This window comes from Lewinella sp. W8, from assembly GCF_004375085.3.
GTDB lineage: Bacteria > Bacteroidota > Bacteroidia > Chitinophagales > Saprospiraceae > Neolewinella.
In genome coordinates, this window is the sequence record NZ_SNAQ03000003.1 from 412,292 (window position 1) to 435,710 (window position 23,419).

Consider the following 23,419-nt stretch of genomic DNA (forward strand, 5'->3'; position numbering starts at 1 on the left):
CCGGAAAGCTATTCTTCTTCCGGAGCAAATTTGTCTCTCCCGCTCCGGTCCACGACGGTGGAGCTGGCCTGCTGGGTACCCTGGATGACCATATCCATCACGTTTACGTGGGGGGGCTGGGAAATCATGAAATGCAGGGCCTCGGCCACGTCACGGGAACGTAGCGGCTGAAAATCTTCGTAAATCTTTGCCCGCTCGGAGTCTCCGTCAAATCTCACGACCGCAAACTCCGTTTCTTCCACGTGTGCCGGGCAGATTTGTCCGACCCGAATGCCGTGCTTGACCAGGTCCAGCCGCATGGCGTAGGTAAGCGCGTCCACCGCATGTTTGGTGGCGCAGTATACATTACCGTTGGGGTAAACCTCCTTCCCGGCCGTGCTGGCAACGTTGATGATCATCCCCTTTCCGCGGGCCACCATACCGGGGCTTACTTCGCGGGTCAGGTACAGCAGCCCCTTCAGGTTGACGTCAATCATTTCTTCCCAGTGCTCGTAGTTTCCCGTATGGATGGGGTCAAAGCCCTTGGCCTTTCCGGCGTTGTTGATCAGAATGTCAATGTCTTGCCAGTCCTCGGGCAAATCGGCCACGGCCGTCTTTATGGCCTCACGATTGCGTACGTCCAGCTGGAGTAAATGCATATCCGTGCCCTCGGCTTCCGTCAGTTCCTGCTGCAGTTCTTCCAGTCGGTCCATCCTTCTGCCCAGGGCGATGATCCGGTAACCGTCGGCCGCCAATCGCCGGGCGGTAGCCCGGCCGATACCACTGGTGGCACCACTAATGAGCACCGTGATCCCGTCACCGGGTCCCGGCTGGGCCTGGGCGGCCAGTTCTTCTTCCTGCCGCTCCAGAAGGGCGGATTCAAGTTGAGCAATATTTTCTTTCAGCGCCGCGAGGGCGTCAAGTTTACCAGCTGCACTGGAAATTTCCATAGGCGTTGCAAAAAATGCCCGCTGATTGGCGGGGGTATGATAAGTTGAATCGAGCGAACAGGCTAAGCGATAATATTTGCGGGCCTCGTCATACTCCTGCAGGTCGAAAAGCAAGACCGCAAGCTCATAATGAGCGGGTGCGTGACCGGGGGTAAGTTTAATGGCCTGCCGAAACTGCTTGACGGCCTTCTTCCGCCGATTGACCGGCCCCGCCAGCAGCTTCGCATACTGATAGTGAGCGTCTCCATTGACCTCCTCTTCCTTCACCGCCCGGCGGAGGTAAGCCGCCGCATCCAGGTACTCTTCGGGAAAATGGTCCGCCAGCAACACCCCGAGCCGGTAATTGAGGTCGGGGTAATGGGCCACCACGTCGCTCAATTGCTCCCAGTGATCACGGGTCCGTTGACGGTTTCCGAGGCTTTCGTGAAGTTCGCCACTAAGGAAGAGGGCATCGGGGTAGTCGGGACTACGGTCCAGAATCTTTTCCGTTTCGAGCAGAGCATCCTCGGCGGTTCCTCCCCCACTGGCCAGTAACAAGGCATAATTGTAGCGGAGTTGCAGATGATCCGGATTGGAGGCAAGTCCAGCGGCGAGCAAATCCGCTCCCACCTCGAAATTTCCGGCATCCGCCATGGCCCAGGCCCGGGTAATCCACCCCTGGATTTCTTCTTCGGATGAGGTTACCGGTTCCTGATCGGATGATTCCGGCAAGGGTAAGGTCGTTGGCGGTTCTTCGGGAATCTTCTCTGGCACTACTTCCTCCACCATTGGCGGCAGCGTTGGCTCGGAATCCTCTTCAATTGTTTCTTCTTCTACGGGCGGCACCTCCTTCGTCGGAGAAAGCATCTCCAAACCGGGGATTCCCGTCAAATCCACCGGAGGAGCTTCCTCCAGGGTTTTGTGCGTTTCCCAGGCCTCCAGATCATCGGCAAAAATGAACAACTGGTGGTAGTGATTACCGGAAAATTGTTGCTCGGACAAAGACCAACTGTCCTTGATTAAATGCAGCAATTCTTCCGCCTGGGTACTGGCTTCGCGAATTTTCCGCAGGTACGTTTGAAAGGATGAACCGGCGACCTCCGTCATGGCGTCGGCGTCTCTCCGCAGATCAATGTAGCGGTCTTGCCAGTGATTGACGTAGTGCATGACGTCCGATTGGTTGGCCAGACTCGTATTAATGGTTTCCACCTCCCCACTCTCTTCGTTAAGGCGATGGGCGGGGATGATCACGGGTAACACCTCCCGGTTGGCACCAAAGAGTTCGTGACCCCGGAGCATACAGTTTGGGTTCGTGAGAAAGTGATCACTGATGAGGACCACCATTGGCGGAGTGAATGACTTGGTAAGTTCCGCCAGAATGGGACCTTCGTTGGCTCTGCCCACCGCAAAGTGTTCGAAGGATACGGTATCGGCCAGGTCACCGGCAATCCGGTGTGCGGTAGATTGGTCATCACTGCTGTAGGCAAGGCCGATGGAAAGCATGGTTTTTACAATTTCGGGATTAAGATCGGGGGTAAAGCTACGTGAAACCGACTGGATCAAAAAGGCAATTTATCCACGTCTACGTTACCTCCGGTAAGAATAATGCCTACTTCTTTCCTGGCGAAGGCTTCCGGATAGGCAAAAATCGCCGCCAGGGGAACGGCACAGCTGGGTTCGATGATGATCTTCATGCGTTCCCAGGTGTGCCGCATGGCCGTCACAATCTGTTCCTCCGTAACCGTAAAAATTTTGGGCACGTGTTCGTGGATGATGGAGAAAGTACATTCGCCGAGGTTGGTACGCAGTCCATCCGCAACCGTACGATTGTCTACGTTATGTTCAATCTTCCCGCTGACCAGCGACCTGGCCGCATCGTCTACGTTCCGGGGCTCGGTACCCCAGGCCGTGGCACCGACGCTGAAGTACCGCGCCGCAAGCGCGGTACCGGACATCAGCCCCCCCCCGCCCACGGGGGCCAAAAGGATGTCCAACACGGGCTCCGTATCCTCGAGAAGTTCCATGGCCGCCGTGGCCTGACCGGCCACCACCCCATAATCATTGAAGGGGTGAATGAAGGCCGCCCCCGTCTCCTTCACGACTTCCTCCAAGGCTGCCTGTCGTTCCTCTGGAGTATTATTGCAGTAGGTGATCTCCGCTCCGTAGTCCAGCACTGCCGCCACCTTCACCTTCGGGGCATCGTGGGGCATCACAATAAAGGCCGGCACTTCCAGTTGTTGGGCCATACAGGCAACGGCCTGGGCGTGGTTGCCGCTACTGTGAGTTGCCAGCCCCCTGGCCCGCACCTCCGTCGGCAGGCGCAGCGCCGCCGAAGCAGCTCCCCGCATTTTAAAGGCCCCGATGCGCTGGAAATTTTCGCATTTGAAGTGAAGGCGGGCCCCCGTCATCTCGTTAAGGCTACGATTGGTCAACACCGGCGTCCGGTGCACAAAGGGGTGAATGGCCTCGTGAGTTACGAGCAGATCGGTCTGATTAGGTGCTTGCTGCAGGGGTGGAAGGTTAATCATTTTTCGTTGGTTTCTTTTGGAAATAGAAGGCTAAAAGCCGTGCCAGCGCATCCACTGGAGGGCCAGGTCCAACCAGCCGGACACCGGGCCGTCAAAGTGTTTGGCCGTGCCAAATCCGTGCCCTCCGGTAGAAAATACGTGCAGGCTCGCCGGCACCCTGTTTTCGTGAAGTGCCCGGTAATATCGCAGGGAATTATCCGGCACCACCCCCTCGTCATCACTGGCGTGCGCCAAAAACGTAGGAGGAACCCCGGGATGAACCTGGCGTGGCAAGTTAAACCGATCCCGCACGGCCGGATCGGGATGCTCACCAAGTAGAGACATCATTGATCCGCCGTGGGAAACCGGACTATCGTCCATACTCAACACCGCATAAATGGGCAGGCTGAGGTCGGGTCGGCTGGAAAAAGCTGCCGCCGGCGGAAAAGCAGTGCTGTCCGGAGCCAGGTGATGAACGGAGGCCGAGGCCGCCAGATGCCCTCCGGCCGAAAACCCCATAATGGCCACCCGGTCGCGGTCAATGCCCAGGGAATCGGCCATCAGCCTTATGGTCTGGATACCCCGCTGCGCATCACCCAGCGCAACCGTATACTTGCAGGAATCCGTGTAGTACCGGGGAAGACGATGCTTAAGGACAAAAGCATGGATACCTTCTTGTGCCATCCGACGGGCGATGTCTTCACCCTCAATATCCCAGGCTTCCACCACGTATCCGCCTCCGGGCACAATGAGGATTGCACTCCCCGAAGCAGATCGCGGAACGGGTTGATAATGATGGATTTCGGGCTCCGCCACGCGTCGGATCAGTCGCCCAATTGTATTGAGGTATACCGTGGAGTCCCTGAATCCCGACGGACAGGGTGCCCCTTCCGGAAAAAGGGGAATCACGCGATCCTGAGCTGAGAGACAGGACACCAATCCGAAAAGGAAAAGAAAAAACAGCCGCATGGATTAAAGGTAGTAAAGCCGGAAAAATAACCGACCCGCTTATTGAAGCCTGCCCGAAATAACACGAAGGCCCCGGAGAGAACTCTCCGGGGCCTTCGCCAAAAATCCACAGTTGGTTATCTCACTTTCTGCAGGGTACCGTTTACGTTCTGTAAAACAAAAGCACCGGAATATCCCATGCTCTGCGCTCGTGACTGCACGGACCGGGCAGCCTCCAGGGAGGAGATGCCACCAATCATGAAGATCGTCAGGTTACCACGGGTGGTCGTCTCCAGGGCTCCCAGTTGTCCGGCCTTATTGCGGTCGAAATTTTCGGGCTTGCTAAAGGCACCAAGTTGAACCTTGAAGGCTCCGGAAGTATTCGTCACCGGCGGAGTGGTGGGCGGAGGAGCAGTTCCACCGGCCATCGGCTTAGCGGACATACCGCTGTCGGCCACTACGAAGGCACCGTTGTAGCCACGTTGCTTGGCCATAGCGGCAGCAGCGTCCGCTTCTGCCCGGGTCGGAAACACTCCGATACGCACCTTGTAGGCGCCTCCGGCACTGACGTCATACACGCGCCCGGCTTCTTTTACGTTGTCAAACTTTGCCAGGTCCGGTGATTTACTGAGGCTGGCTAGCTGCACGGCATAGCCCGTTACCTGACCATAGGTTGGGGCGGGTGGCACACCACCACCGCCCTGAGCGGGCAGCAGCGTGACGTTACCCAGCACATTGGGGTCGCTGCCATCGTTATTGGTCACCGGAAACCGAAGGGGTTCAAATCCGGCGGCAGCAATGGAAACATCGTAGGTCGAATAAGGATCCAGTGCAACGATATACCCACCGTCAATGCCGGTTCTGATGCTCGCCGAACGTCCGGTGGTCCGCTGGGTGATCGTGACGTCGGCCAGTTGTACGGGGGCGCCCGTTTGGGCGTTGGTTACCGTTCCCCGGTATGCTCCGGGAGGCAGGGGTGTATTTCCAGCATTGGGGTTCTCACCGCCACCGGCAGCGTTCAGGGTCACCCGGACAATATTCTGAGCGTCCGCCTGCATATTCTGAATGGGGATACGTACGGACTGATATCCGGGAGCGCCAATGATCACGTCACAGTTCAGCCCCTGAGTGGATTGGAAAACGTAACGCCCACCCGCATCGGTCTGGTATTGCTGTCCGCCACAGGCGGTCATGTCGACCACGGCATTGGGGAGGAAGGCCCCATCCGAAGCGGATTGTACCACCAGGGTTTTGCGCGCGTTCGTGCGGCCAACGTAGTAAATATCTTCCTGGCCACTGCCCCCAATCCGGTTGGAGACCACGTAGCCATTGTTCATGACGGGATCATAAATGAAGCCGATGTCGTCGCGGTTGGAGTTGATGCCGTTACCCATGTGGTAAAGAGTTTGGGGCCGATTGTCGACCATTTCCGCCCGGAAAACGTCGTAAGTACCCAGGCCGTGGTGCCAGTCGGAGGAGAAGAACAGGCTTGCTCCGTCGAAGAAGGGCGTGATTTCGTGGCCCACGGAGTTAACTACCGTACCCAGGTTTTCCGGAATGGCTTCCCAGGTTTGGCCCTGGCGGCTGGCCCGGTAAATATCGAATCCACCGTAGCCTTCCGGACGGTCACTGGAAAAGTAAATGGAGTTACCGTCGGCGGAGAAGGTACCGTAGCCGGTGCTGTAATCCGTGCCGTTAAAGGGAAGCGGCCGGGGGTTTACCCAGGCACCATCCTGGTTTACGTCAGCAATCATCAGGTTCATGGAAATCCCCGCTTCGGGCACCATGCGCGTACCAGATTTGAAGTTATTGCGGGTAAAGATGACCTGGCGTCCGTCGGGAGTGTAGCTCACCGGCCCCACGTTGCCGGCTGCATCCGTATATCCGGTCCGCAGCACGTAAGCTTCCTGTAGGGTTCCGTCGGGGCCGACGGCCGCCACAAATGGACGGTTGCGCGCCTGCCCGTCAAAGTTTTCTCCGGAAGTAGTCCGAGCTGAATTGAAGACCAACTGGCCGGGAGACGGCATGGTTGGGCCGAAGTCAGCCACCGGAGCGTTTACGTTGGAGGACTGGACGACAAATCCACCGTCCGAACTGATCTGGCGGAGGGCAAAATCACAACTTTGGGCGAAGTGATTACCCACGACCTGATCGTGGTCTCGCGCGTAAAGCAAATACCACTGCTTGGCTTCGTCGTAGCGTCCGAGGGCCTTGAGTACGTGGGCGTGTTCGAGCAGGGTCGAGGCTTCTACTTTTCTCTCCCGTACCACCTGCTGGTAGTAACTGTGAGCGGTCTGCATCTGATTGAGCATCCGGTAGGAATCGGCAATCCGACTGAGGGCCTCCACATTATTGGGACGGCGAGCCAATGCTTTTTTGTAAGACTCAATGGCCAGGTTGTAGGCATTGAGTTCGTACTCCTTGTCGGCCGTTCGCATCTCCGAACGGAACTGGGCACTTACGGGAAGGGCGGCCGCTAGTAGCAGGAATACTAGGAGGGATTGGAAGAAATATCTCATAACGAGTGTACTAGGTAATCAGTAATTTGACAACTTGGCGTTGTTCTTAGGTTCAGGTAGTGGAGTAGCCCGATAACGTAAGCCACGCCCTAAGATGTTTGGTATCAATTCAAACATAAGCAAAAAACTTATGTTCCGCGCACTTTGAGCAGAAAAACGACAGCTATTCCGCCACGTACCGGGAATTTACCTACCCTAGGCGCATAAAATCAAATAATATCCGGGCGCAAGCGCAGGTGCAAAGTCCATTCTGGAAGGAGCAAAGGATGACCAATGAATTTTGATTTGGTGAGCAATCACCCTTTCCTCCTTCCAAATGGTCCGATGCCTAGTCCTCCAGGTCAAGGAATTCCGCGATCCGGTCCGATAGGTCCTCCAGGTGGTTACGGTCTACGCCGAGGAAATACTTTTTGGTGTGCTTGTCCAGCAGCTTGTGCAGGAACTTCATCTCGTAGCGAACTACCGCGCCAATGTCTGAGGGAGCATTCATGTCCTGCTTCATCAGGCTCATCAGACTTTCTACGTAGGCACGTTGCAAATTCCGACGGTAAGGAGAAATGGGTTCCGTATTGATTACTTCCTGCCAGAGCCCATTGCGTAGTTCATCGAACATCTGGGTTAGCGAATAGGCCTGGGCACCATTCAGGGCGGTGTTGTCCACCATCCGCTGCAGGCGGTCGTACCGCAAAAGGTTATTCAACTGCCGGGCCTGGAGGCTCCTCACCCGACTGACGATGCCGCTCGGAGCAATGTTCGTGACGATATCCTTCTGCAGCAACCAATCGGGCGCCGCAAAGACCTCGCGATTCAGGAAACTCATCGCCCGCGACTGTTCCGCTTTGGAAAGGTGAGTGTACTGCTGACCGGGCTGGTCAACCGTTTTCCGCAGCTCATACACTCCGCCGATGTTGGCGGTCACGTGGGCGGCGTAGCGTGACCAGACGCCCAGCAATTCTCCGAACAGCTCTTCGGTATCGTCGTATCCCTCTCCCGGAGTGCTCGTCCATTCCAGCAGGTTTTTGGCCACGATGCGCAGGTTCCGCATGCCGTAGTCGCTGGCCAGGACCGGATCATCCCCAACGCATTCGGTTTGGGAACTGGGGTCAAAGGAGTTCCGGGCGCCAAATAAATACATCGGGTCTCCACCCTTTTCGGTAATCCACTGGTTAAGGGTAGATTTTTCTGCTTCCGGACTGTCCGCCCCGGGAATGACCCGGTAGCCCCAGTTGATGGCGTAAAGGTCATAGGGCCCCAGCATCCGCACCCAGCGGACGCCCTCGTCTCCTGGCTGGGCCACGTAGTTGTAGCGGGTGTAGTCCATAATCGTGGTGGCCAGGCCCCACTTCTGGGTGAAACTCGCAGAGCGGAGCGAATCCGTGGGATAAGCGTAGCTGGCCTTCATGTTGTGGGGAAGCCCCAGCGCATGCCCCACTTCGTGGGCAATGACCATCCGCATCATCTCCCCGATGTCTTCGGCCGGCGTGTCCAGGCTGCGGGCTCGGGGATTGGCGGCACCGGTTTCCAGCAGGTACCGGTTCCGGTAAGACCGGAGGTGGTTATGGTACCAGATGATGTCACTTTCGATGATCTCCCCGGATCGGGGGTCGGAGACACTGGGGCCCATAGCGTTGCGCGTAGTACTTGCCACGTACCGTACTACGGAGTATCGGGCGTCTTCCGCGCTCCAGTCGGGGTCTTCCTCGGGGGTGGGAGCATCCTTGGCGATGATGGCATTCTTGAAGCCCGCGGCTTCAAAAGCCTTCTGCCAATCTTCAATTCCCTGGCGGAAGTAGGGACGAAACTTCTTCGGCGTGGCGGGATCGAGGTAGTACACGATGGGTTTCACCGGCTCCACCAGCTCCCCCCGGGCGTAGGCTGCGGGGTCCTTGGGCTCGAGCCGCCAGCGCCGCAGGTAGGTCTTGCGATCTGCCTTGAGGGCTTCGGAACCGTAGTCCACCTGACTGACGGTAAACCATCCCACCCGTTCGTCGTACATCCGGGGTTGCATGGCCTTTTCCGGTAGCAGGTACATGGATTGAGCCATTTGCAGGCTGATGGTGCCCGTCCGGCTATAATTCGGCGGATTGCCGGAGATGTAGGTCATATCGTGGCGTACTTCCACGTTCTCGGGGTAACTCCCCACCCTGCTGATGAAGGAGCGCTTCTTGTCCAGGCTCCGGACTTCGTAAGCCTTACGCAACCCTTTGGAAAGGCCCGTAATGGCCTTGACGTCCGACAGAAAAAAGTCATTCACCGTAATCAGCGCAGCCGTGGAATCGGGATTGAAGCCTTCAATGTTAAAGGCCGCAATCACGGGTTCGTAATTGTTATCCCGTACGGAGATGTAGATTGGCAGGCTGTCGCTGGCAACGCTGTTGTAGGAAATCGATTTGAGGTGAATGGCGTTATTGACCCTTTCCCAACGAATGAGTTGCTCGTTGGCTTTCGAGCCGGCGTTAACGTAGCCACCACCCAGACCGGCCGGAATTTTGGCGATCCGGCTCACCAACAGCATATCCCGACCAAGGAGGCCAAAGGGAATTTCGTAATAGTACTTTTCGTCCACCTTATGGACGGTGAAGAGTCCCTCGTCGGTTTCGGCGTCTTCGGGAATGAGGTCTTCGTAATCCTTAAAGGGAGATTTCTTTTCTTTTTTTTGGGCCGGTTTTTCTTCACTGGTACTTTCAGCGGGAGCATCTTGTGCAAAGGTGGCCGTCGCCAGGAAACAGGCGAACAGCAGCAGTATGGTTCTCATTTGGGGCTGGTTGTTTTTCAGGAATAGAGGCCTAAGGTAAAAAGGTATTTTTAACCGTACCGTAAATGAGATCAAGTTCCCCGGCAATCAACGTGATTATTAGCGAACGGGCGCCAGAAAAACGGGGTCGGGGGTAACTTTTTAGCCAGTAAAACGTCCTATTGGAGCATGGAATTTTCTGCGGCAAGGATGGAATCGTGGGCGCACGAATTGAACGGGGCCGGGGCCAGCCGAAGGCCCCTGTTTTTCCTCGTTGATTTCGAACAAAGCAGTCCTCACTGGTGGCCCCTGGACGCGGCCACAAAAGGGATTCCCCGGTTCGCTTTCCCCGGCTTCAGCCGACCCACAGAAGACTTTCCCGGCTCCCAACCCAAACTGCGCGCGCGCCACCTCTCGGAGGAACGGTTTAGGAAAGCCTTTGACGTGGTGCAACGCGGACTGCAGCGGGGAGACAGCTTCCTGACCAACCTTACGTTCCCTACCCCCATTGAGCTTCGGGGGACGATGGCTTCCGTATTTCACCACAGCGAAGCCCTGTATCGGGTGTGGTGGCCGGGAAAATTCGTTTGTTTCAGTCCGGAGACCTTCGTTACCGTATCGCCGGAAGGGTACATCGAAAGCCGGCCGATGAAGGGAACTTCACGGGACACCCCCGGTGCCCGCCGGGCTCTCCTGAAAAGTCCCAAGGAAATTGCCGAGCACGCTACGATCGTGGACCTGATTCGCAATGACCTCTCCCAGGTGGCCAAACGCGTTCGGGTGACCGACTATCGCTACTTTCATAAAATCGCTACCAGTCGGCGAGGGCTGCTCCAGACGAGCAGTAACATCGGGGGTGAACTCGGGGACAATTGGCGAAACCAACTGGGAAGCATCATGCTGAAGTTGTTACCGGCCGGTTCCGTGAGCGGCGCCCCTAAACCGGCAACCCTAAAGATTATCCAGGAGGCCGAAGGAGGGCCGAGAGGGTATTACTGCGGTATCGCCGGTTACTTCGACGGAAGCCGGCTGGATACCTGCGTGCTGATCCGCTTCATTGAAGAAGATGCCTCGGGAAACCACTACTTCCGCTCCGGAGGAGGAATTACCGCTCGCAGCGATTGGCGGGAAGAATATGAAGAACTGAAGACAAAGATTCGTATTCCCTTGGCCGTTAGTCAATTTTCTTTACATTAGCAGGGAGGATCACCCTGACTTTGAGCACACGTAACCAACAATCGCTGCTGGAGTCCATTCGGATTGTAGACGGAAAAGCACCGCTTCTGGACTTCCACCAGCGGAGGGTTACCCGTTCCAGAAAACTAATTTTCCCCAAGTGTCCTTCCTTTAATTTATCTTCCGTTATCGGGGAGTTGGACTTACCCAAAAAAGGAACCTACAAGCTCCGGGTTGTATACGGTGTAGGGCTGGAAAAACAGGAACTCATTCCCTACAACGTCGTACCGGTCCAGAGCGTCCGACTCGTCAACGCCGACGAGGTACGCTACGGTCAGAAGTTCCTGAACCGCACCGGTATCCGGAAATGCCTGGAGAAAAAGGGCGACTGTGACGATATCCTGATGATCCAGCGTGGTCATCTGACCGACGCCAGTTACGCCAACGTAGCCCTTTACGACGGAAAGTTCTGGTACACCCCGGCCTGGCCACTGCTGCGCGGCTGCCGAAGAGAAAAGCTGATCGCCGAAGGTCAACTGCGCCCCACCGTGATTCGGGACCGGGACCTCAAGCACTTCAAGGAAATCAAGCTCATCAACGCCATGTTGCCCTGGGAGCAGGCCCCCACCCTGCCCGTGAGTGCCATCAAGGGACTACCCTAGCCCTCTTTTTTATTTCCTGGCTTCCACCCTTTCCCGCAGACTCCTGATCGTCTTCACGGGGCCGCCGGTCATGATGTCCTCCCGGAGCCAGCCGGGAAGTCCCGACCCCGCCGCGGTGCGGACCGTACAGGTCAGCTTGGCGCCTCCGTCCGATAAGGGATGGACCTCCCAGGTGGACTCATACAATTCCACCCGTTTGTATTTTTTGGAAAGAGGGTAGGCATCCGGCTTACTGCTGATCAAGCGCCGGAATACTCCGGTTGCGGGGTCCACGGATTGACTGATGGCCGCCACCACCTCCCGGTCCTTGAACGGAAAGGGCATGTCTACCCGGCTCAGATACAGGTAGGCGTTATCAGTGCCCCCGGGCAAACGCTGGGCTTCGGCGCAGCGGTGAACCCAGGCGGGGTAGTGTTCGGCTTCATCCAACACTTCCCGCACCGCGGAAACTTTGGTCCGGGCAGTAGTGGTGACTCGGACGGTCATATCGTCATTATCCTCGATGCGAACGTATACGTCAACGCCGTCCTCGGAGGCCTTGTGCACGAATCCGTCGGCATCCTGGGCCATACCCGGCACCTGCGCCAGCGCCAAAATAATTACTGTCAATAGCGACCGCATAGGTGGTAAATTATTGGTCTTGACTGAATAACGACAAAATATTTTCTACGTTGCTTACCCATTGCCAAATAAACGTGAATACCCGAAGTTTTTTCTTTCTCGCTCTTGTATTTTTCGTTACCCCACTCCTGGCCCAGGAGGGTTTCCGGGACTTGATCGGAAAGGACCTTTCCGGCTGGGAGCAATACGGAGGGAAGGCCCCCTACCGGGTAGTGGACGGTAAAATCGTGGGCACCGCGGTGATCAACACCCCGAACAGCTTCTTGTGTACGGACCGCCCCTTCGGAGACTTCGTGCTCGAATTTGAGTTCTACGACGAGGCTCCCCTGAATTCGGGCGTGATGTTCCGCGCCCAGTGGCGACAGGAAAAGGACATCAGACGGGTGTACGGGTACCAGATGGAAATCGACCCCAGTCCCCGCGCCTACACGGGCGGCATTTACGATGAAGCCCGCCGGGGGTGGATTTACCCCCTGCACTACAATCTACCCGCCCGGGCAGCCTACCAACACGGCAGTTGGAACCGGGCCAGAATCGAGGCCATCGGCAATGAGATCCGAACCTTCATCAACGGAATTCCGGCGGCACACCTGGTGGACAATTTCGATGCCTCGGGGATGATCTGCCTGCAGGTTCACAGCATTCCGGAAACGCTGGCCGGCAAACAGGTGCAGTGGAAGAACATGCGCATCAAGGAGAACGCTACTGAAGCCGACCGGATACCGGCTCCCGGAATTGGGCCCCAGGTGAACCTTGTCCCGAACAGCCTGTCCGAGTTTGAGCGCCGGAAAGGATGGCGGCTCCTGTGGGACGGAAAGACCACCCAGGGATGGCGCGGCGCAAAACTGGATGCTTTTCCCGAATCGGGTTGGGAAATCAAAGAAGGTGAACTTCACGTCCTGGCCAGTGACGGTGGAGAGAGCACCAACGGCGGAGACATCATTACCAAGGAGCACTTTAGCGACTTTGAGCTGCAGTTCGAGTTTAAGCCCACCGAAGGGGCCAATTCCGGGGTGAAGTACTTCGTCGACCCGGAGCTCAATAAGGGCGCCGGATCGGCCATCGGTCTCGAGTTCCAGATCCTTGACGATAAGCGGCACCCCGACGCCAAAATGGGCGTAGCCGGAAACCGGACCGCGGGCTCCTTATATGACCTGATCACCGCCAGTCCCGTGGAGGTGCAGCGCGGTAAAGACCTCTACATCAACGACTGGAACCGGGGGCGCATCGTGGTCCGGGGCGGTCAGGTGGAGCACTGGTTAAACGGCTTCAAGGTGGTGGAATACGACCGCTTCAGTCAGATGTTTACCGCCCTGGTCAACTACAGCAAATACCGTGACTGGCCCAACTTCGGTCGCTGGAAGGCCGGGCCTATTCTCCTGCAGGACCACGGCGACGCCGTGGCCTTCCGCTCCATCAAGATTCGTGAACTCTAGTTCTTCAGCAAAAAGATAAGATTTATGCCAACCCGCAGAAAATTTCTCCGTAATGCAGCCCTCACCGGAGCCGGTGTCTCCGTCGGCCTTCCCGCCTACAGTCGCCGAAGAATCATTGGTGCGAACGACCGGGTAAACGTCGCCGTATTCGGCACCAATAGCCGGGGGAATTCCCTGACGGGGACCTTCGCCAAAACGAAGGACAGTCACGTCTACGGCATCGGGGATGTGGACCTTCGCGCCATTGCCAAGGCGCAGGCCACCACGGTAAAGGCCGGCAAGGACAAACCAAAAGGCGAGCAGGATTTTCGTAAGCTCCTGGAAGACAAAGACGTGGATGCCGTGGTCATCGCCACGCCCGATCACTGGCACGCCCCCATGGCCATGATGGCCCTGGATGCGGGCAAGCACGTCTACCTGGAGAAGCCCTGCAGCCACAACCCCCGCGAGGGAGAAATGCTGGTCGCTAAGCAGGCCAAGACCGGCCTTCTGGTGCAAATGGGCAACCAGACCAGAAGTTCCGTTACCGGACAGAAAATCGTCAAGGAAATCCACGAAGGATTGATCGGAAAGGCCTACGCCGGCAAGGCCTGGTACTCCAATACCCGCGGGTCCATCGGAGTGGGTAAATCGGCCCCGATCCCGGAGTGGCTCGACTGGGAGCTTTGGCAGGGCCCCGCTCCCCGCGTAAAGTATAAAGACAACGTCGTGCACTACAACTGGCACTGGTTCTGGCACTGGGGAACGGGCGAACTCCTGAACAACGGTACCCACGAAATTGATATGTGCCGCTGGGCGTTGGACGTCCACTACCCCACCCGGGTCAGCAGTACCGGCGGGCGCTACCACTTCGATGACGACTGGGAAGCCTACGACACCCAGGTCGCGGCCTACGAATTCCCCGGCGGAAAGACCATCAACTGGGAGGGCCGTAGTTGCAACGGTAAGGCCTTCTTTGATCGCGGCCGCGGTGCCATCATTCACGGCACCGAAGGAACGGTGCTCATGGATCGGGCTGGCTACTGGGTTTACGATCTAAAGGGTAAGGAGATCCGCAGTGAAAAGGAAGAAGGCAAGAGCGTTTCAATGGGCCTGGCCGGAGGTGGCGGTCTTGACGACTTGCACGCTCACAACTTCATCAAGGGCATCACCCATGAGGAAGAACTGCACAGTCCCATCGTCGACGCCAATCCCAGCGTAACGATTTGCCACCTCGGCAACATCGCCCAGCGAACCGGTGGCTCCTTCCACTGCGACCCGGAAACCGGTCGCCCGACCGACGATCCTCAGGCCATGGAGCTCTGGGGTCGCGAGTACGAGCCCGGTTGGGAACCCAGCGTGTAGTACAAAAGCTTAATTGATCTAGTCTATCTGGTGAATTTGGGCGGGCTCCCTTCGTGGAGCCTGCTCTTTTTTTATCCCTTGATGGCCCGTTCGATGCTGCCCGCCACCGCCGCGTAGGTTGCGGCCATGGCCAGATCGTTGTCCATTCCGTTCAGGGTGGCGCTGAAGGGCTCGGCCCGCACGGGCCCCTCGTACTTTCGCTCGTGCAGAAAGCCCAGAAAACCATTCAGATCAATCACTCCGGAGGCGCCGGGGAGCTCCCGGGCGGTGTCGGCCTGGTCCTCGCGGCTGAGTTTTGGGTTAGCGTCGTTGACGTCTACGGCCACAATTTCCTCGTTGGACCACTGCTTGAGGTCCTCCACGCTTTCCCCGGAGGTGTACCAGTGAAAACTGTCCAGGATCACCCCCACGTTCTCTTCCCCGATGGCGTCAATCAGTTGACGGAGTTCCCGGCCCGTACTGATGAAGGCAAAGCGCTGACTGTGCCGCAAACTCCGGGTGCCGATGTACTCCAAACCAAGACGGATACCTTCCTCCCGCAGGATTCTGGCGGCGTCGCGCAGGCGGGACGCATGTTGATCAAAGTTGTCCCGGTACGTCAGGGATTCGTGGCAGGGCATGATCCAGGTACCGATGCGGGTCACCCCGATGGAACGCAGATTAGCGGCGTGCTGCGGCAGGGCACCGAGGTCCGCCCGGAATTGCTGCTCACTGCGCCGGAACTCGATGGGCAGGCCGTTGGCGCCCCAACTGATGTCGTTGCTTCTTGCCCGAGCGGCGAATCCCTGCCGCTCCTTGGCCGTCATCCCCTCCAGCCACTGGGCGGGAACGGAGAGCGCGTCGTATCCATGTTTGATGGCACCTTCCAGCATCTCGGTGGGCGAGCCACTTACGCCAATTGCGTCCGCCTTGAGACTTACCCGAAGGCTGGTATTCGGCGGAGATGGTTTGGTGGTAGTTGCGGCCAGGGCCACTCCGGTGGGTAACAGGAGACCGGTAGAGAGAAAGGAACGGCGGTGCATGGAGTTGTCTTTGAGCGGTTAATGCCGTAAAAGACGACATTAATTACAAAAGTCCCCCACAAAATCCCGGACGATCCGGGTGTATTCATCCCGTCGCCAGATGATGTTATGGGCGTGCCAGGCACCCCAGTCCAGGGCGTGATAGGTCAGCAATTCCGGCCGGATATTCTTGGCGATGCGGTCCGATTGTTCGGGAGCCGTGAGGGTGTCCGCCCGGGAGTGAAGGAGCAGCACCGGAACGTCGATGTCTTTGGCCGCCAGCACCGGGCTGACCTCATCAAAGCTTACGCCCGCCCGGAAGCCCGTCCAGGTGAAGGCACCGGGGGTCAGGGCGTAGAGGGCCGGACCATAATCCTTGACGCCCCGCTCCATGACAGCACTTTCCCAGTCGGCGAAGGGACTCTCGGCGACCACCCAGGCGGGTTTGGGCGCTTCCTGCCGGGCGGCGGCCAGCAGCACCGTTGCCCCGCCCCAGCTTTCTCCGAACCAACCGATTTTGTCCATGGTCAGGTCCGTTTTCTCCCGGAGGATTTCGGTGGCCGTAATGAGGTCACTGGCTTCGTGGTAGCCTCCGCTACCGTAGGCTTCATCGCTCTCGCCATGGCCCCGGTGATCGTACAGCATCAACGCACAATTGCAGTCGGCAAAAATCGGAGCGTATTTAAGCATATTGGCGCGGTTAACGCTGTATCCGTGGGCCATTACCACCCCGCAGGTCACCGTGTCGGGCAGGAACAGCCATCCCTTCAGTTTGATGTCATCGTAGCCACTCACGAATTCCACCGATTCCTGGCCGGGCAGGGTCCGGAGCAGGCTATCGAGGTTGAGCGACCATCGCTCCTGATTCATCTGGTACACCGTGGCCAGGTCGCGGTCGGGCGTATGCAAAATGAGGCCACTGAAAAAGTAGGTGACGCCAAGGTACAGCACCACCATCGTAGCCAGAAAGAGGATAAGTTTTCGCATGCCGCAAAGATAGTCGGGAAGAAGGGCATTTAAGACGGGGATTACATGGTCAGCGTTGATGCGGGCTACAGTGGAGAATTTGGGCGTCGGGGCGCAGGTGCAAAGAACATAAGCAAAGAGCAGAGTACCCGGAAAAGGCCTGCTCCGCAGGCCGGTCGACCAAAGATGACAATAGCATCATCAGTCTACTGCTACCCCTCGCACTGGAAATGCTCGACCGCACGGGGCACCATCAGCCAAATGTCACAGAACGGGCCATCCCCGGCTAAAAGGTAGGTACAGTGTAATCTTCCCGTTATCTTCGCGTTCTCAATCGAAACAACTCCCCTTCCCCCACTTTATGGCCAATCTTGAAAAGCAGTATCGTCGGCATTCATTGCTCCAGTTTTTCCTGGCCCTGGCCCTGCTCATCATCATCAACGTCCTGGCCAACGCCCGCTTCGGCACCACCACCCTCTACGGCGCGCTGGACCTGACGGAGGATAAGCGGTTCACCCTCACGGACAATACCGTGGATCAGCTGCTGCAACTCGAAGAGCCCCTGCTGGTCCGCGTACTGCTCGACGGAGACCTTCCCGCCAACTACCAGATTCTTCGCCAGAAAATTGAGGAGACGCTGCTGGATTTTGCCAGCTACTCCGACAACGTCCAGTTTGAGTTTGCCGACCCCCTGGAAGGAGATATCGAACAAGTCCGGGATCGCCAACGTCAGCTGCAGGAAGACCTGGGCATCCTGCCGGTAACCGTCTACGCTGCTTCGGCTTCCCAGCGACAAACCAACGCCGTCTATCCCTACGCCATCCTTTATTACGGCAACCGGCTGCGCGTGGTGCCCTTCCTGGAGCCCGCCCTGCCCAGCATTTCGGAGGAACGTCGCATTAACCAGGCCGAAGCCCTCCTGGAATACAAACTGAGTCGGGCCATTCACGGGTTGACGAACGACGACAAGCCCGTCGTCGGTTTCACCCTCAGCAACGGCGAATTGCCGGGCGTTAAGACCTTCGACCTGGTCAGCGCTCTACGGGAAGATTACGAAGTCGGGCCGGTTTACCTGGACAGTTTCGCCACCATTCCCACCGACATTGAACTCCTCGTGGTGGCCAAACCCACCGTTCCCTTCTCCGATTTTGATGCCTTCAAGATTGACCAGTACATCATGAACGGCGGCAAGGTCCTGTGGGCCATCGACGCCGTGGCCATGGACTACGATTCCCTAATCGGGCGAAACGAATTTTACCCCCAGCCCCGGTCACTCGGACTGGAAGACCTATTCTTCAAATACGGTTTCCGCCTGGAGCCGGTACTGGCCCTCGACCTGGTCAGCACCCGCATTCCCATCGTTACCGGAACCAATCAGGGCAAACCCAACATTTCTCTGGTGCCCTTCCCCTATCACGTTATGGCCATTCCGGAAGGCGAGCACCCCATCGTCAAGAATCTCGACCCCGTGGATCTTCGCTTCCCCTCGGTGATTTCCTACGTGAACGATGACCCGAAGGTGGCCAAGACGCTGCTGCTGAAGTCCAGCCCCCGATCGCGGCGGCAAAGACTGCCTTCCCCCATCGACCTGGACGCACAGAAGTATTCCCTCGATCAGGCCCGGTTCAACGAAGACAGCCTTGCGCTGGGGGTATTACTGGAAGGCGTGTTTGAAAGCCCTTACGCCAACCGGCTTAGTCGGGAGAACGAAGCCATCCTACGGGAAAACGGCATGGCCTTTCGCCGGGAGTCCGTCCCGACGCGGATGATGGTCATCTCCGACGGCGACGTCCTGGCCAACGAAGTCCGTAACGGGAACGAACCCCTCCGTCTCGGCGAAAACCGCTGGGAAAAATTCCAGTACGCCAACAAGTCCCTGATGCTCAACGCCATCGAATATCTCATTAATCCTGACGGGGTCATTGGGGCGCGAGGCAAGGAGGTCAAACTAAGACTGATCGACCGGGAAACCGCCCGGACCGAGGCGACCTGGTGGCGGTTCCTGAACATCGTTGCCCCCTTATTATTGCTGGCCATTTTCGGCCTCGTTTTCAACTGGCTCCGGCGGCGGAAATACGCCCAAAAAGCTTCCCCAACCAATGAATAGAACTTCTTTACTTCTCCTGGCCGTCGTCGTGCTGGGGGCCCTTGCGTGGTACGTCTCGTCTCAGGGCCAGACCCCAACGCGCCTCGCCGACGGTGCCGAAGAACGGCAGTTTGCCTACGCGGAGATTGATGACGTCCACAAAATCTTCGTGGCCGACCGGAAAGGTCACACCGTCACCCTCACCCGGGGCGGCGAAACCGGCTGGCTGGCGGACGGAAAGCCCGCCAACGAAAACGTCATGAAAAACCTGCTCAGTACGGTCCGACTGATTGACATTCAGTCCCTCCCCACCCGCAAGGCCATCCCCAACATGGTCAAAAACTTGGCCACGCAGGGCATACTGGTACAACTCTTTGACCGGAACGGAAACAAACTCCGGGGGTACTACATCGGGGGGTCCACCAATGACGAAACGGGTACCTACGCCATCAAGGAAGATAGCGAAAACCCCTACATCGTCCACCAACCCGGCTTCACCGGCAACATCCGGGCCCGCTTCAATCTCTGGGATGATGAATGGCGATCTAAGGTGTACTTTCAGGTTGACCCGGACAAGGTGGAGCGGCTCAGTATTGACTACCCCAAACAACAGTCTAAAAGCTTTCTACTGGAAAAAGATGGAGGAAGCTATCGCCTGAGTCCGCTCTACGAAACCGGACAGCCCGTCCGGGAAATTCCCCGCGGCGTTGCCGAGGGTATTCTGAGCCGCTACGAGAAATATTACGTCAACCGCTACGAAAACCAGGATGCTCCCTCCATCGAAAGGGCCCGGGAATTGCTGCCCTTTGCCGTAATCACCCTCCAGGAGGAAGGGCAGGAAGCCAAGGAAATGCGTCTCTTTCCCCGCTACCAGGGAAGAACCCTGACCAACGACGTGAAAACCGGGGAATACATTGAAAGCGGAGGGCTGGAAGCCTTCACGGCATTCATCAACAACGGTGAAGATTGGGTACTTTTGAACGTAGAGACCACACAACCGCTGCTCGTCGCTTATGACTCCTTCTAGGCTTACCGTTATTTTAGGCATTTTTCTACTTGTGGGAAGTGCCTTTACGACCATTCCCACCCCGGAATGGGGTTTCTTTGGGCACCGTAGAATTAATCGCCTGGCGGTTTTCACCCTCGATGCCGAGATGATGCCCTTTTTCCGGGCCCATCTGGAGTGGGTCACCGAGCATGCCGTCGACCCCGACAAACGCCGCTACGCCACCGAACACGAAGCGGTCCGTCACTACATTGACCTCGACCACTGGAGTGAAGACAAGACCTACGATCACGTGCCGGAGCGCTGGACGGATGCCCTCATCTGGAAGGCTGGACTCACGATTGGCAGCGAGAACTGGAAAGTAGACACAATATTACAGGCCCCGGGGAACCAGAAATTTTCTCCGGAAAGCGTGGTGGTGTTCAACAACGATCGCTCCCGGGTGGAGATTCCACTGGGCACCTGCCGTGGTTGGTGGATTCGCAACGTCATCCCCCAGTACTACGAAGACCAGATCGTTGTCCCGGCCGATAGTGCACGTGCGCTCGGCCTGCCGGCGATCTCGGCCCAGGAGGTGACCATTAGTGAAGGCTTCACCGATTACGGTATTCTCCCTTATCACCTGGAGTCCATGCACCGCCGACTGACGGAGGCTTTTCGGGAGGAGAACCCCACCAAAATTCTTCGGCTGGCCGCCGAGATGGGCCATTACATCGGCGACGCCCACGTCCCCCTGCACACCACGGAAAACTACAACGGTCAATTGACGGATCAGGTAGGCATTCATGCCTTCTGGGAAAGCCGGCTGCCGGAGTTATTCGCCGACGAGGAATACGACTTTTTCGTGGGCAAGGCCACTTACATTGAAAATCCCCGGGAATACTATTGGGATATCGTTATGGACAGCCACGTCCTGGTGGACAGCGTACTTCAGTCGGAGTGGCGGTTGCGTCAGACCTTCCCGGAAGATCAACAGATGTGTTTTGACGAGCGTCTCGGCCGGACCATCCGCACCCAGTGCCCCGAATTTGCCCGGGCCTGGGCCACCGTAATGCAGGGCATGGTGGAAGAACGCTTCCGGGCCTCTATCCTAAGCGTAGGGTCCGTATGGTACAGTTGCTGGATCGACGCAGGTCAGCCAGACCTTTCGCGACTCGTACCCAATCTGGCCAATGCGGAGACGGTGGACAGTCTGAATGCCGCCGTTCAACGCGGCAAGATTAAGGGCCGGGTTCACGAATAGTGACGAAAGTCGGTTCCCCCTCCTGAATTTAAGCCTGGCAGACATCCCATCCACGAATGGGTGTTCTATATTTGCCCCCCAACAACCCACAAAGTATGACCGCGAAGACTGATGCCCTTCCCCAGACCTGGACTTTAGACGAGCTGAAAAAGCTGCACGATAGCCCCTTAATGGACCTGGTCTTTCGGGCTGCATCCGTCCACCGCACGCATCACGACCCGAACGAGGTCCAGATGAGCAGCTTGCTGAGCATCAAAACCGGTGGCTGCCCCGAAGATTGCGGGTACTGCCCACAGGCCGCCCGCTATCATACCGATGTCGAAGAAAATGCGCTGATGACGGTGGAACAGGTCCGGACGGCCGCCGAGCGCGCCAAGGGCCTGGGTAGCAGCCGCCTCTGTATGGGGGCCGCCTGGCGAAACGTCCGCGACGATGCGGAATTTGATCAGGTACTCGATTTGGTTCGGACCGTGAACGGTCTGGGCATGGAAGTCTGTGCCACCCTCGGCATGCTTACCCCCAATCAGGCCGAACGCCTTGCCGCTGCGGGTCTGTACGCCTACAACCACAACCTCGACAGCAGCGAAGAATACTATAAGGAAGTAATCTCTACCCGGGGCTACGAAGACCGGCTGGAGACCATCGACAACGCCCGCAAGGCGGGCCTGACGGTCTGTTCCGGTGGAATCATCGGCATGGGCGAATCCGTCGAGGACCGACTGAAGATGCTACTCACCCTCGCCAGTCTTGACCCCCAGCCGGAATCAGTACCCATCAATGCGCTGGTCGCCGTGGAAGGAACTCCGCTGGAGGATCAGCAGCCGGTCAACATCTTTGAGATGGTTCGGATGATCGCCGTAACGCGCATCATGATGCCCAATACCACCGTTCGCCTGAGTGCCGGTCGGACCAGCATGACCCCCGAAGGCCAGGCCCTCTGCTTCCTGGCCGGTGCGGGTTCCATCTTTGCGGGCGACAAATTGCTGACCACCCCCAATCCGGAGGCATTCGAGGACCTGGAAATGTTCCAGCAGCTTGGCCTTCGCCCCACCGCTCCCTACGCCAAGGGAGAACAACCTCAGGTTAAGGAGGACCCCGGTGGCCCCGAGAGCAAAACCCGCATCAAATGGTCGCGGCCGGGTCACAAAATCGCCCGAAATGAGGCTAAACGGAAGAAAAAATAGTTTTTCGGACAACGCCTTGTCATTCCAACCGTACTTAAAGAAACCCCCAAAAAAATATCCACTATGAGCTCCCGAACCATGGTTGCCGGTAACTGGAAAATGAATACTACACCCGCTGAAGGCGAACGCCTTGCGCAGGACATTATGGAAACCGTGGGTACTCCCGCCACTAAGGTCGTTTTTGGCGTCCCCTCCATTCAGTTGATGTCCATCAAAGCACTGACGGACAAGCACGAAAACTATTTCGTAGCCGCCCAAAATATGCACCATGAAGATGGTGGTGCCTACACCGGTGAGCTCAGTGCGGCGATGCTGGCGGCAGTTGAAATCGACTACGTGATCCTCGGCCACAGCGAACGGCGGGATTATTTCGGAGAGGAAGATGGGCTGATCGGCATGAAGGTCGCCAAAGCCCTGGCCGCAGGCATCAAGCCAATCTATTGTTGCGGTGAAAAGCTGGACATCCGCGAAGCCGGAAACCACGAGCACGTGGTGGGTAAACAAATTGAGCAGGCCCTCTTCAGCCTCAGTCCCCAGCAAATGAAGGACGTGGTCATTGCCTACGAGCCCGTGTGGGCCATCGGTACCGGGGTTACGGCGTCTCCGGAACAAGCCCAGCAAATGCACGCCTTTATCCGTGGCATCATTGCCCGCCAGTTTGGGGATGCCATCGCGGAAGACACGACGATTCTCTACGGTGGGTCCGTCAAACCGGGAAATGCCGCCGAACTCTTCGAGCAACCCGACGTAGACGGTGGACTCGTGGGAGGAGCCAGCCTCAAAGCTGATGGCTTCGCCGAGATCATTAAGGCACGGTAGAGGAGTCTGTTAGTAGGTTGGTCTGTTGGTCTGTTGGTTTGTTGGTCTGTTAGTACGTTAGTCTTTTAGTCTGTTAGTTCGTTAGTCTGTTAGTCAGTGGAACTTCAACAGCCTGAGGGGCAAGTATTGCCCGAGACTGTTCAAGTAAGTGTGTCTACTATCTTTAAGAATGAAAAGCGCAAAAGACAAATTACCAGCGGATCTCCAAAAGCTGTTAGCAGACCATCTTAAAAGTGGTAAGCCCCTACTTGGTCAAGAT

The 23,419-nt window shown here is 57.2% G+C and carries 17 protein-coding genes; 9 read left to right on the forward strand and 8 right to left on the reverse strand.

Annotated elements, in window-relative coordinates:
• Positions 1-8: 8 nt before the first annotated feature.
• From E1J53_RS05880 to E1J53_RS05900, 5 genes are all read right to left on the reverse strand, one after another.
• Positions 9-2,411 carry an SDR family oxidoreductase gene (locus E1J53_RS05880; protein WP_134272015.1) on the reverse strand — a complete coding sequence of 801 codons (2,403 nt, stop codon included), beginning with the start codon at positions 2,409-2,411 and terminating at the stop codon, positions 9-11.
• Between the two features lie 56 nt (positions 2,412-2,467).
• Positions 2,468-3,436: a threonine/serine dehydratase gene (locus E1J53_RS05885; protein ID WP_134272016.1), complete on the reverse strand. Its 969-nt coding sequence runs from the start codon at positions 3,434-3,436 to the stop codon at positions 2,468-2,470.
• A gap of 30 nt (positions 3,437-3,466) precedes the next feature.
• Positions 3,467-4,384, reverse strand: a complete 918-nt coding sequence (locus tag E1J53_RS05890; protein WP_134272017.1) for an alpha/beta hydrolase — start codon at positions 4,382-4,384, stop codon at positions 3,467-3,469.
• Positions 4,385-4,500: 116 nt separating this feature from the next.
• Positions 4,501-6,882 carry a carboxypeptidase regulatory-like domain-containing protein gene (locus E1J53_RS05895; RefSeq protein ID WP_134272018.1) on the reverse strand — a complete coding sequence of 794 codons (2,382 nt, stop codon included), beginning with the start codon at positions 6,880-6,882 and terminating at the stop codon, positions 4,501-4,503.
• Between the two features lie 328 nt (positions 6,883-7,210).
• Positions 7,211-9,637, reverse strand: coding sequence for a zinc-dependent metalloprotease (locus E1J53_RS05900; RefSeq protein WP_134272019.1), 2,427 nt, complete (start codon positions 9,635-9,637; stop codon positions 7,211-7,213).
• Between the two features lie 168 nt (positions 9,638-9,805).
• On the opposite strand from E1J53_RS05900, the gene E1J53_RS05905 reads away from it, so the two are divergent.
• The gene (locus tag E1J53_RS05905; RefSeq protein ID WP_253930643.1) at positions 9,806-10,813 is read left to right on the forward strand and encodes an aminodeoxychorismate synthase component I; all 1,008 of its coding nucleotides are present in this window, start codon (positions 9,806-9,808) and stop codon (positions 10,811-10,813) included.
• A 20-nt stretch (positions 10,814-10,833) separates the two neighbouring features.
• Entirely contained in the window at positions 10,834-11,454 is a 621-nt protein-coding gene (locus E1J53_RS05910; protein WP_173021382.1) for an aminotransferase class IV, read from the forward strand.
• A 9-nt stretch (positions 11,455-11,463) separates the two neighbouring features.
• Here E1J53_RS05910 and E1J53_RS05915 read toward each other — a convergent pair whose 3' ends face one another.
• The gene (locus E1J53_RS05915) at positions 11,464-12,075 is read right to left on the reverse strand and encodes an START domain-containing protein (RefSeq protein WP_134272021.1); all 612 of its coding nucleotides are present in this window, start codon (positions 12,073-12,075) and stop codon (positions 11,464-11,466) included.
• 74 nt (positions 12,076-12,149) lie between these two features.
• Here E1J53_RS05915 and E1J53_RS05920 point away from each other — a divergent pair, with 74 nt between their 5' ends.
• Positions 12,150-13,511: a DUF1080 domain-containing protein gene (locus E1J53_RS05920; RefSeq protein ID WP_368671730.1), complete on the forward strand. Its 1,362-nt coding sequence runs from the start codon at positions 12,150-12,152 to the stop codon at positions 13,509-13,511.
• Positions 13,512-13,535: 24 nt separating this feature from the next.
• Positions 13,536-14,855 carry a Gfo/Idh/MocA family protein gene (locus E1J53_RS05925; RefSeq protein WP_134272022.1) on the forward strand — a complete coding sequence of 440 codons (1,320 nt, stop codon included), beginning with the start codon at positions 13,536-13,538 and terminating at the stop codon, positions 14,853-14,855.
• Between the two features lie 71 nt (positions 14,856-14,926).
• Here the strand turns inward: E1J53_RS05925 and E1J53_RS05930 are convergent, their stop codons facing one another.
• Positions 14,927-15,877: a sugar phosphate isomerase/epimerase gene (locus E1J53_RS05930; RefSeq protein ID WP_134272023.1), complete on the reverse strand. Its 951-nt coding sequence runs from the start codon at positions 15,875-15,877 to the stop codon at positions 14,927-14,929.
• Between the two features lie 39 nt (positions 15,878-15,916).
• On the reverse strand, positions 15,917-16,843 hold the full coding sequence (locus tag E1J53_RS05935; RefSeq protein WP_134272024.1) for an alpha/beta hydrolase: 927 nt from the start codon (positions 16,841-16,843) through the stop codon (positions 15,917-15,919).
• Positions 16,844-17,183: 340 nt separating this feature from the next.
• Here E1J53_RS05935 and gldG point away from each other — a divergent pair, with 340 nt between their 5' ends.
• From gldG to tpiA, 5 genes are all read left to right on the forward strand, one after another.
• Positions 17,184-18,929 carry a gliding motility-associated ABC transporter substrate-binding protein GldG gene (gene gldG, locus E1J53_RS05940; protein WP_134272025.1) on the forward strand — a complete coding sequence of 582 codons (1,746 nt, stop codon included), beginning with the start codon at positions 17,184-17,186 and terminating at the stop codon, positions 18,927-18,929.
• Positions 18,922-19,935, forward strand: a complete 1,014-nt coding sequence (locus E1J53_RS05945; protein WP_134272026.1) for a hypothetical protein — start codon at positions 18,922-18,924, stop codon at positions 19,933-19,935. Before gldG ends, E1J53_RS05945 begins: the two co-directional genes overlap by 8 nt.
• A gap of 31 nt (positions 19,936-19,966) precedes the next feature.
• Complete coding sequence (locus E1J53_RS05950) at positions 19,967-21,157, forward strand: zinc dependent phospholipase C family protein (protein WP_134272027.1); 1,191 nt, start codon at positions 19,967-19,969, stop codon at positions 21,155-21,157.
• Positions 21,158-21,252: 95 nt separating this feature from the next.
• Complete coding sequence (gene bioB / locus E1J53_RS05955) at positions 21,253-22,341, forward strand: biotin synthase BioB (RefSeq protein ID WP_134272028.1); 1,089 nt, start codon at positions 21,253-21,255, stop codon at positions 22,339-22,341.
• Positions 22,342-22,404: 63 nt separating this feature from the next.
• The gene (tpiA, locus tag E1J53_RS05960) at positions 22,405-23,160 is read left to right on the forward strand and encodes a triose-phosphate isomerase (protein WP_253930651.1); all 756 of its coding nucleotides are present in this window, start codon (positions 22,405-22,407) and stop codon (positions 23,158-23,160) included.
• Positions 23,161-23,419: the final 259 nt, after the last annotated feature.

Coding starts and splice junctions, on each gene's coding strand:
- E1J53_RS05880 (WP_134272015.1), bottom strand. CDS start 2,411: ATGCTTTCCATCGGCCTTGCCTACAGCAGTGATGACCAATCTACCGCA.
- E1J53_RS05885 (WP_134272016.1), bottom strand. CDS start 3,436: ATGATTAACCTTCCACCCCTGCAGCAAGCACCTAATCAGACCGATCTG.
- E1J53_RS05890 (WP_134272017.1), bottom strand. CDS start 4,384: ATGCGGCTGTTTTTTCTTTTCCTTTTCGGATTGGTGTCCTGTCTCTCA.
- E1J53_RS05895 (WP_134272018.1), bottom strand. CDS start 6,882: ATGAGATATTTCTTCCAATCCCTCCTAGTATTCCTGCTACTAGCGGCC.
- E1J53_RS05900 (WP_134272019.1), bottom strand. CDS start 9,637: ATGAGAACCATACTGCTGCTGTTCGCCTGTTTCCTGGCGACGGCCACC.
- E1J53_RS05905 (WP_253930643.1), top strand. CDS start 9,806: ATGGAATTTTCTGCGGCAAGGATGGAATCGTGGGCGCACGAATTGAAC.
- E1J53_RS05915 (WP_134272021.1), bottom strand. CDS start 12,075: ATGCGGTCGCTATTGACAGTAATTATTTTGGCGCTGGCGCAGGTGCCG.
- E1J53_RS05925 (WP_134272022.1), top strand. CDS start 13,536: ATGCCAACCCGCAGAAAATTTCTCCGTAATGCAGCCCTCACCGGAGCC.
- E1J53_RS05930 (WP_134272023.1), bottom strand. CDS start 15,877: ATGCACCGCCGTTCCTTTCTCTCTACCGGTCTCCTGTTACCCACCGGA.
- E1J53_RS05935 (WP_134272024.1), bottom strand. CDS start 16,843: ATGCGAAAACTTATCCTCTTTCTGGCTACGATGGTGGTGCTGTACCTT.
- gldG (WP_134272025.1), top strand. CDS start 17,184: ATGGCCAATCTTGAAAAGCAGTATCGTCGGCATTCATTGCTCCAGTTT.
- E1J53_RS05945 (WP_134272026.1), top strand. CDS start 18,922: ATGAATAGAACTTCTTTACTTCTCCTGGCCGTCGTCGTGCTGGGGGCC.
- bioB (WP_134272028.1), top strand. CDS start 21,253: ATGACCGCGAAGACTGATGCCCTTCCCCAGACCTGGACTTTAGACGAG.
- tpiA (WP_253930651.1), top strand. CDS start 22,405: ATGAGCTCCCGAACCATGGTTGCCGGTAACTGGAAAATGAATACTACA.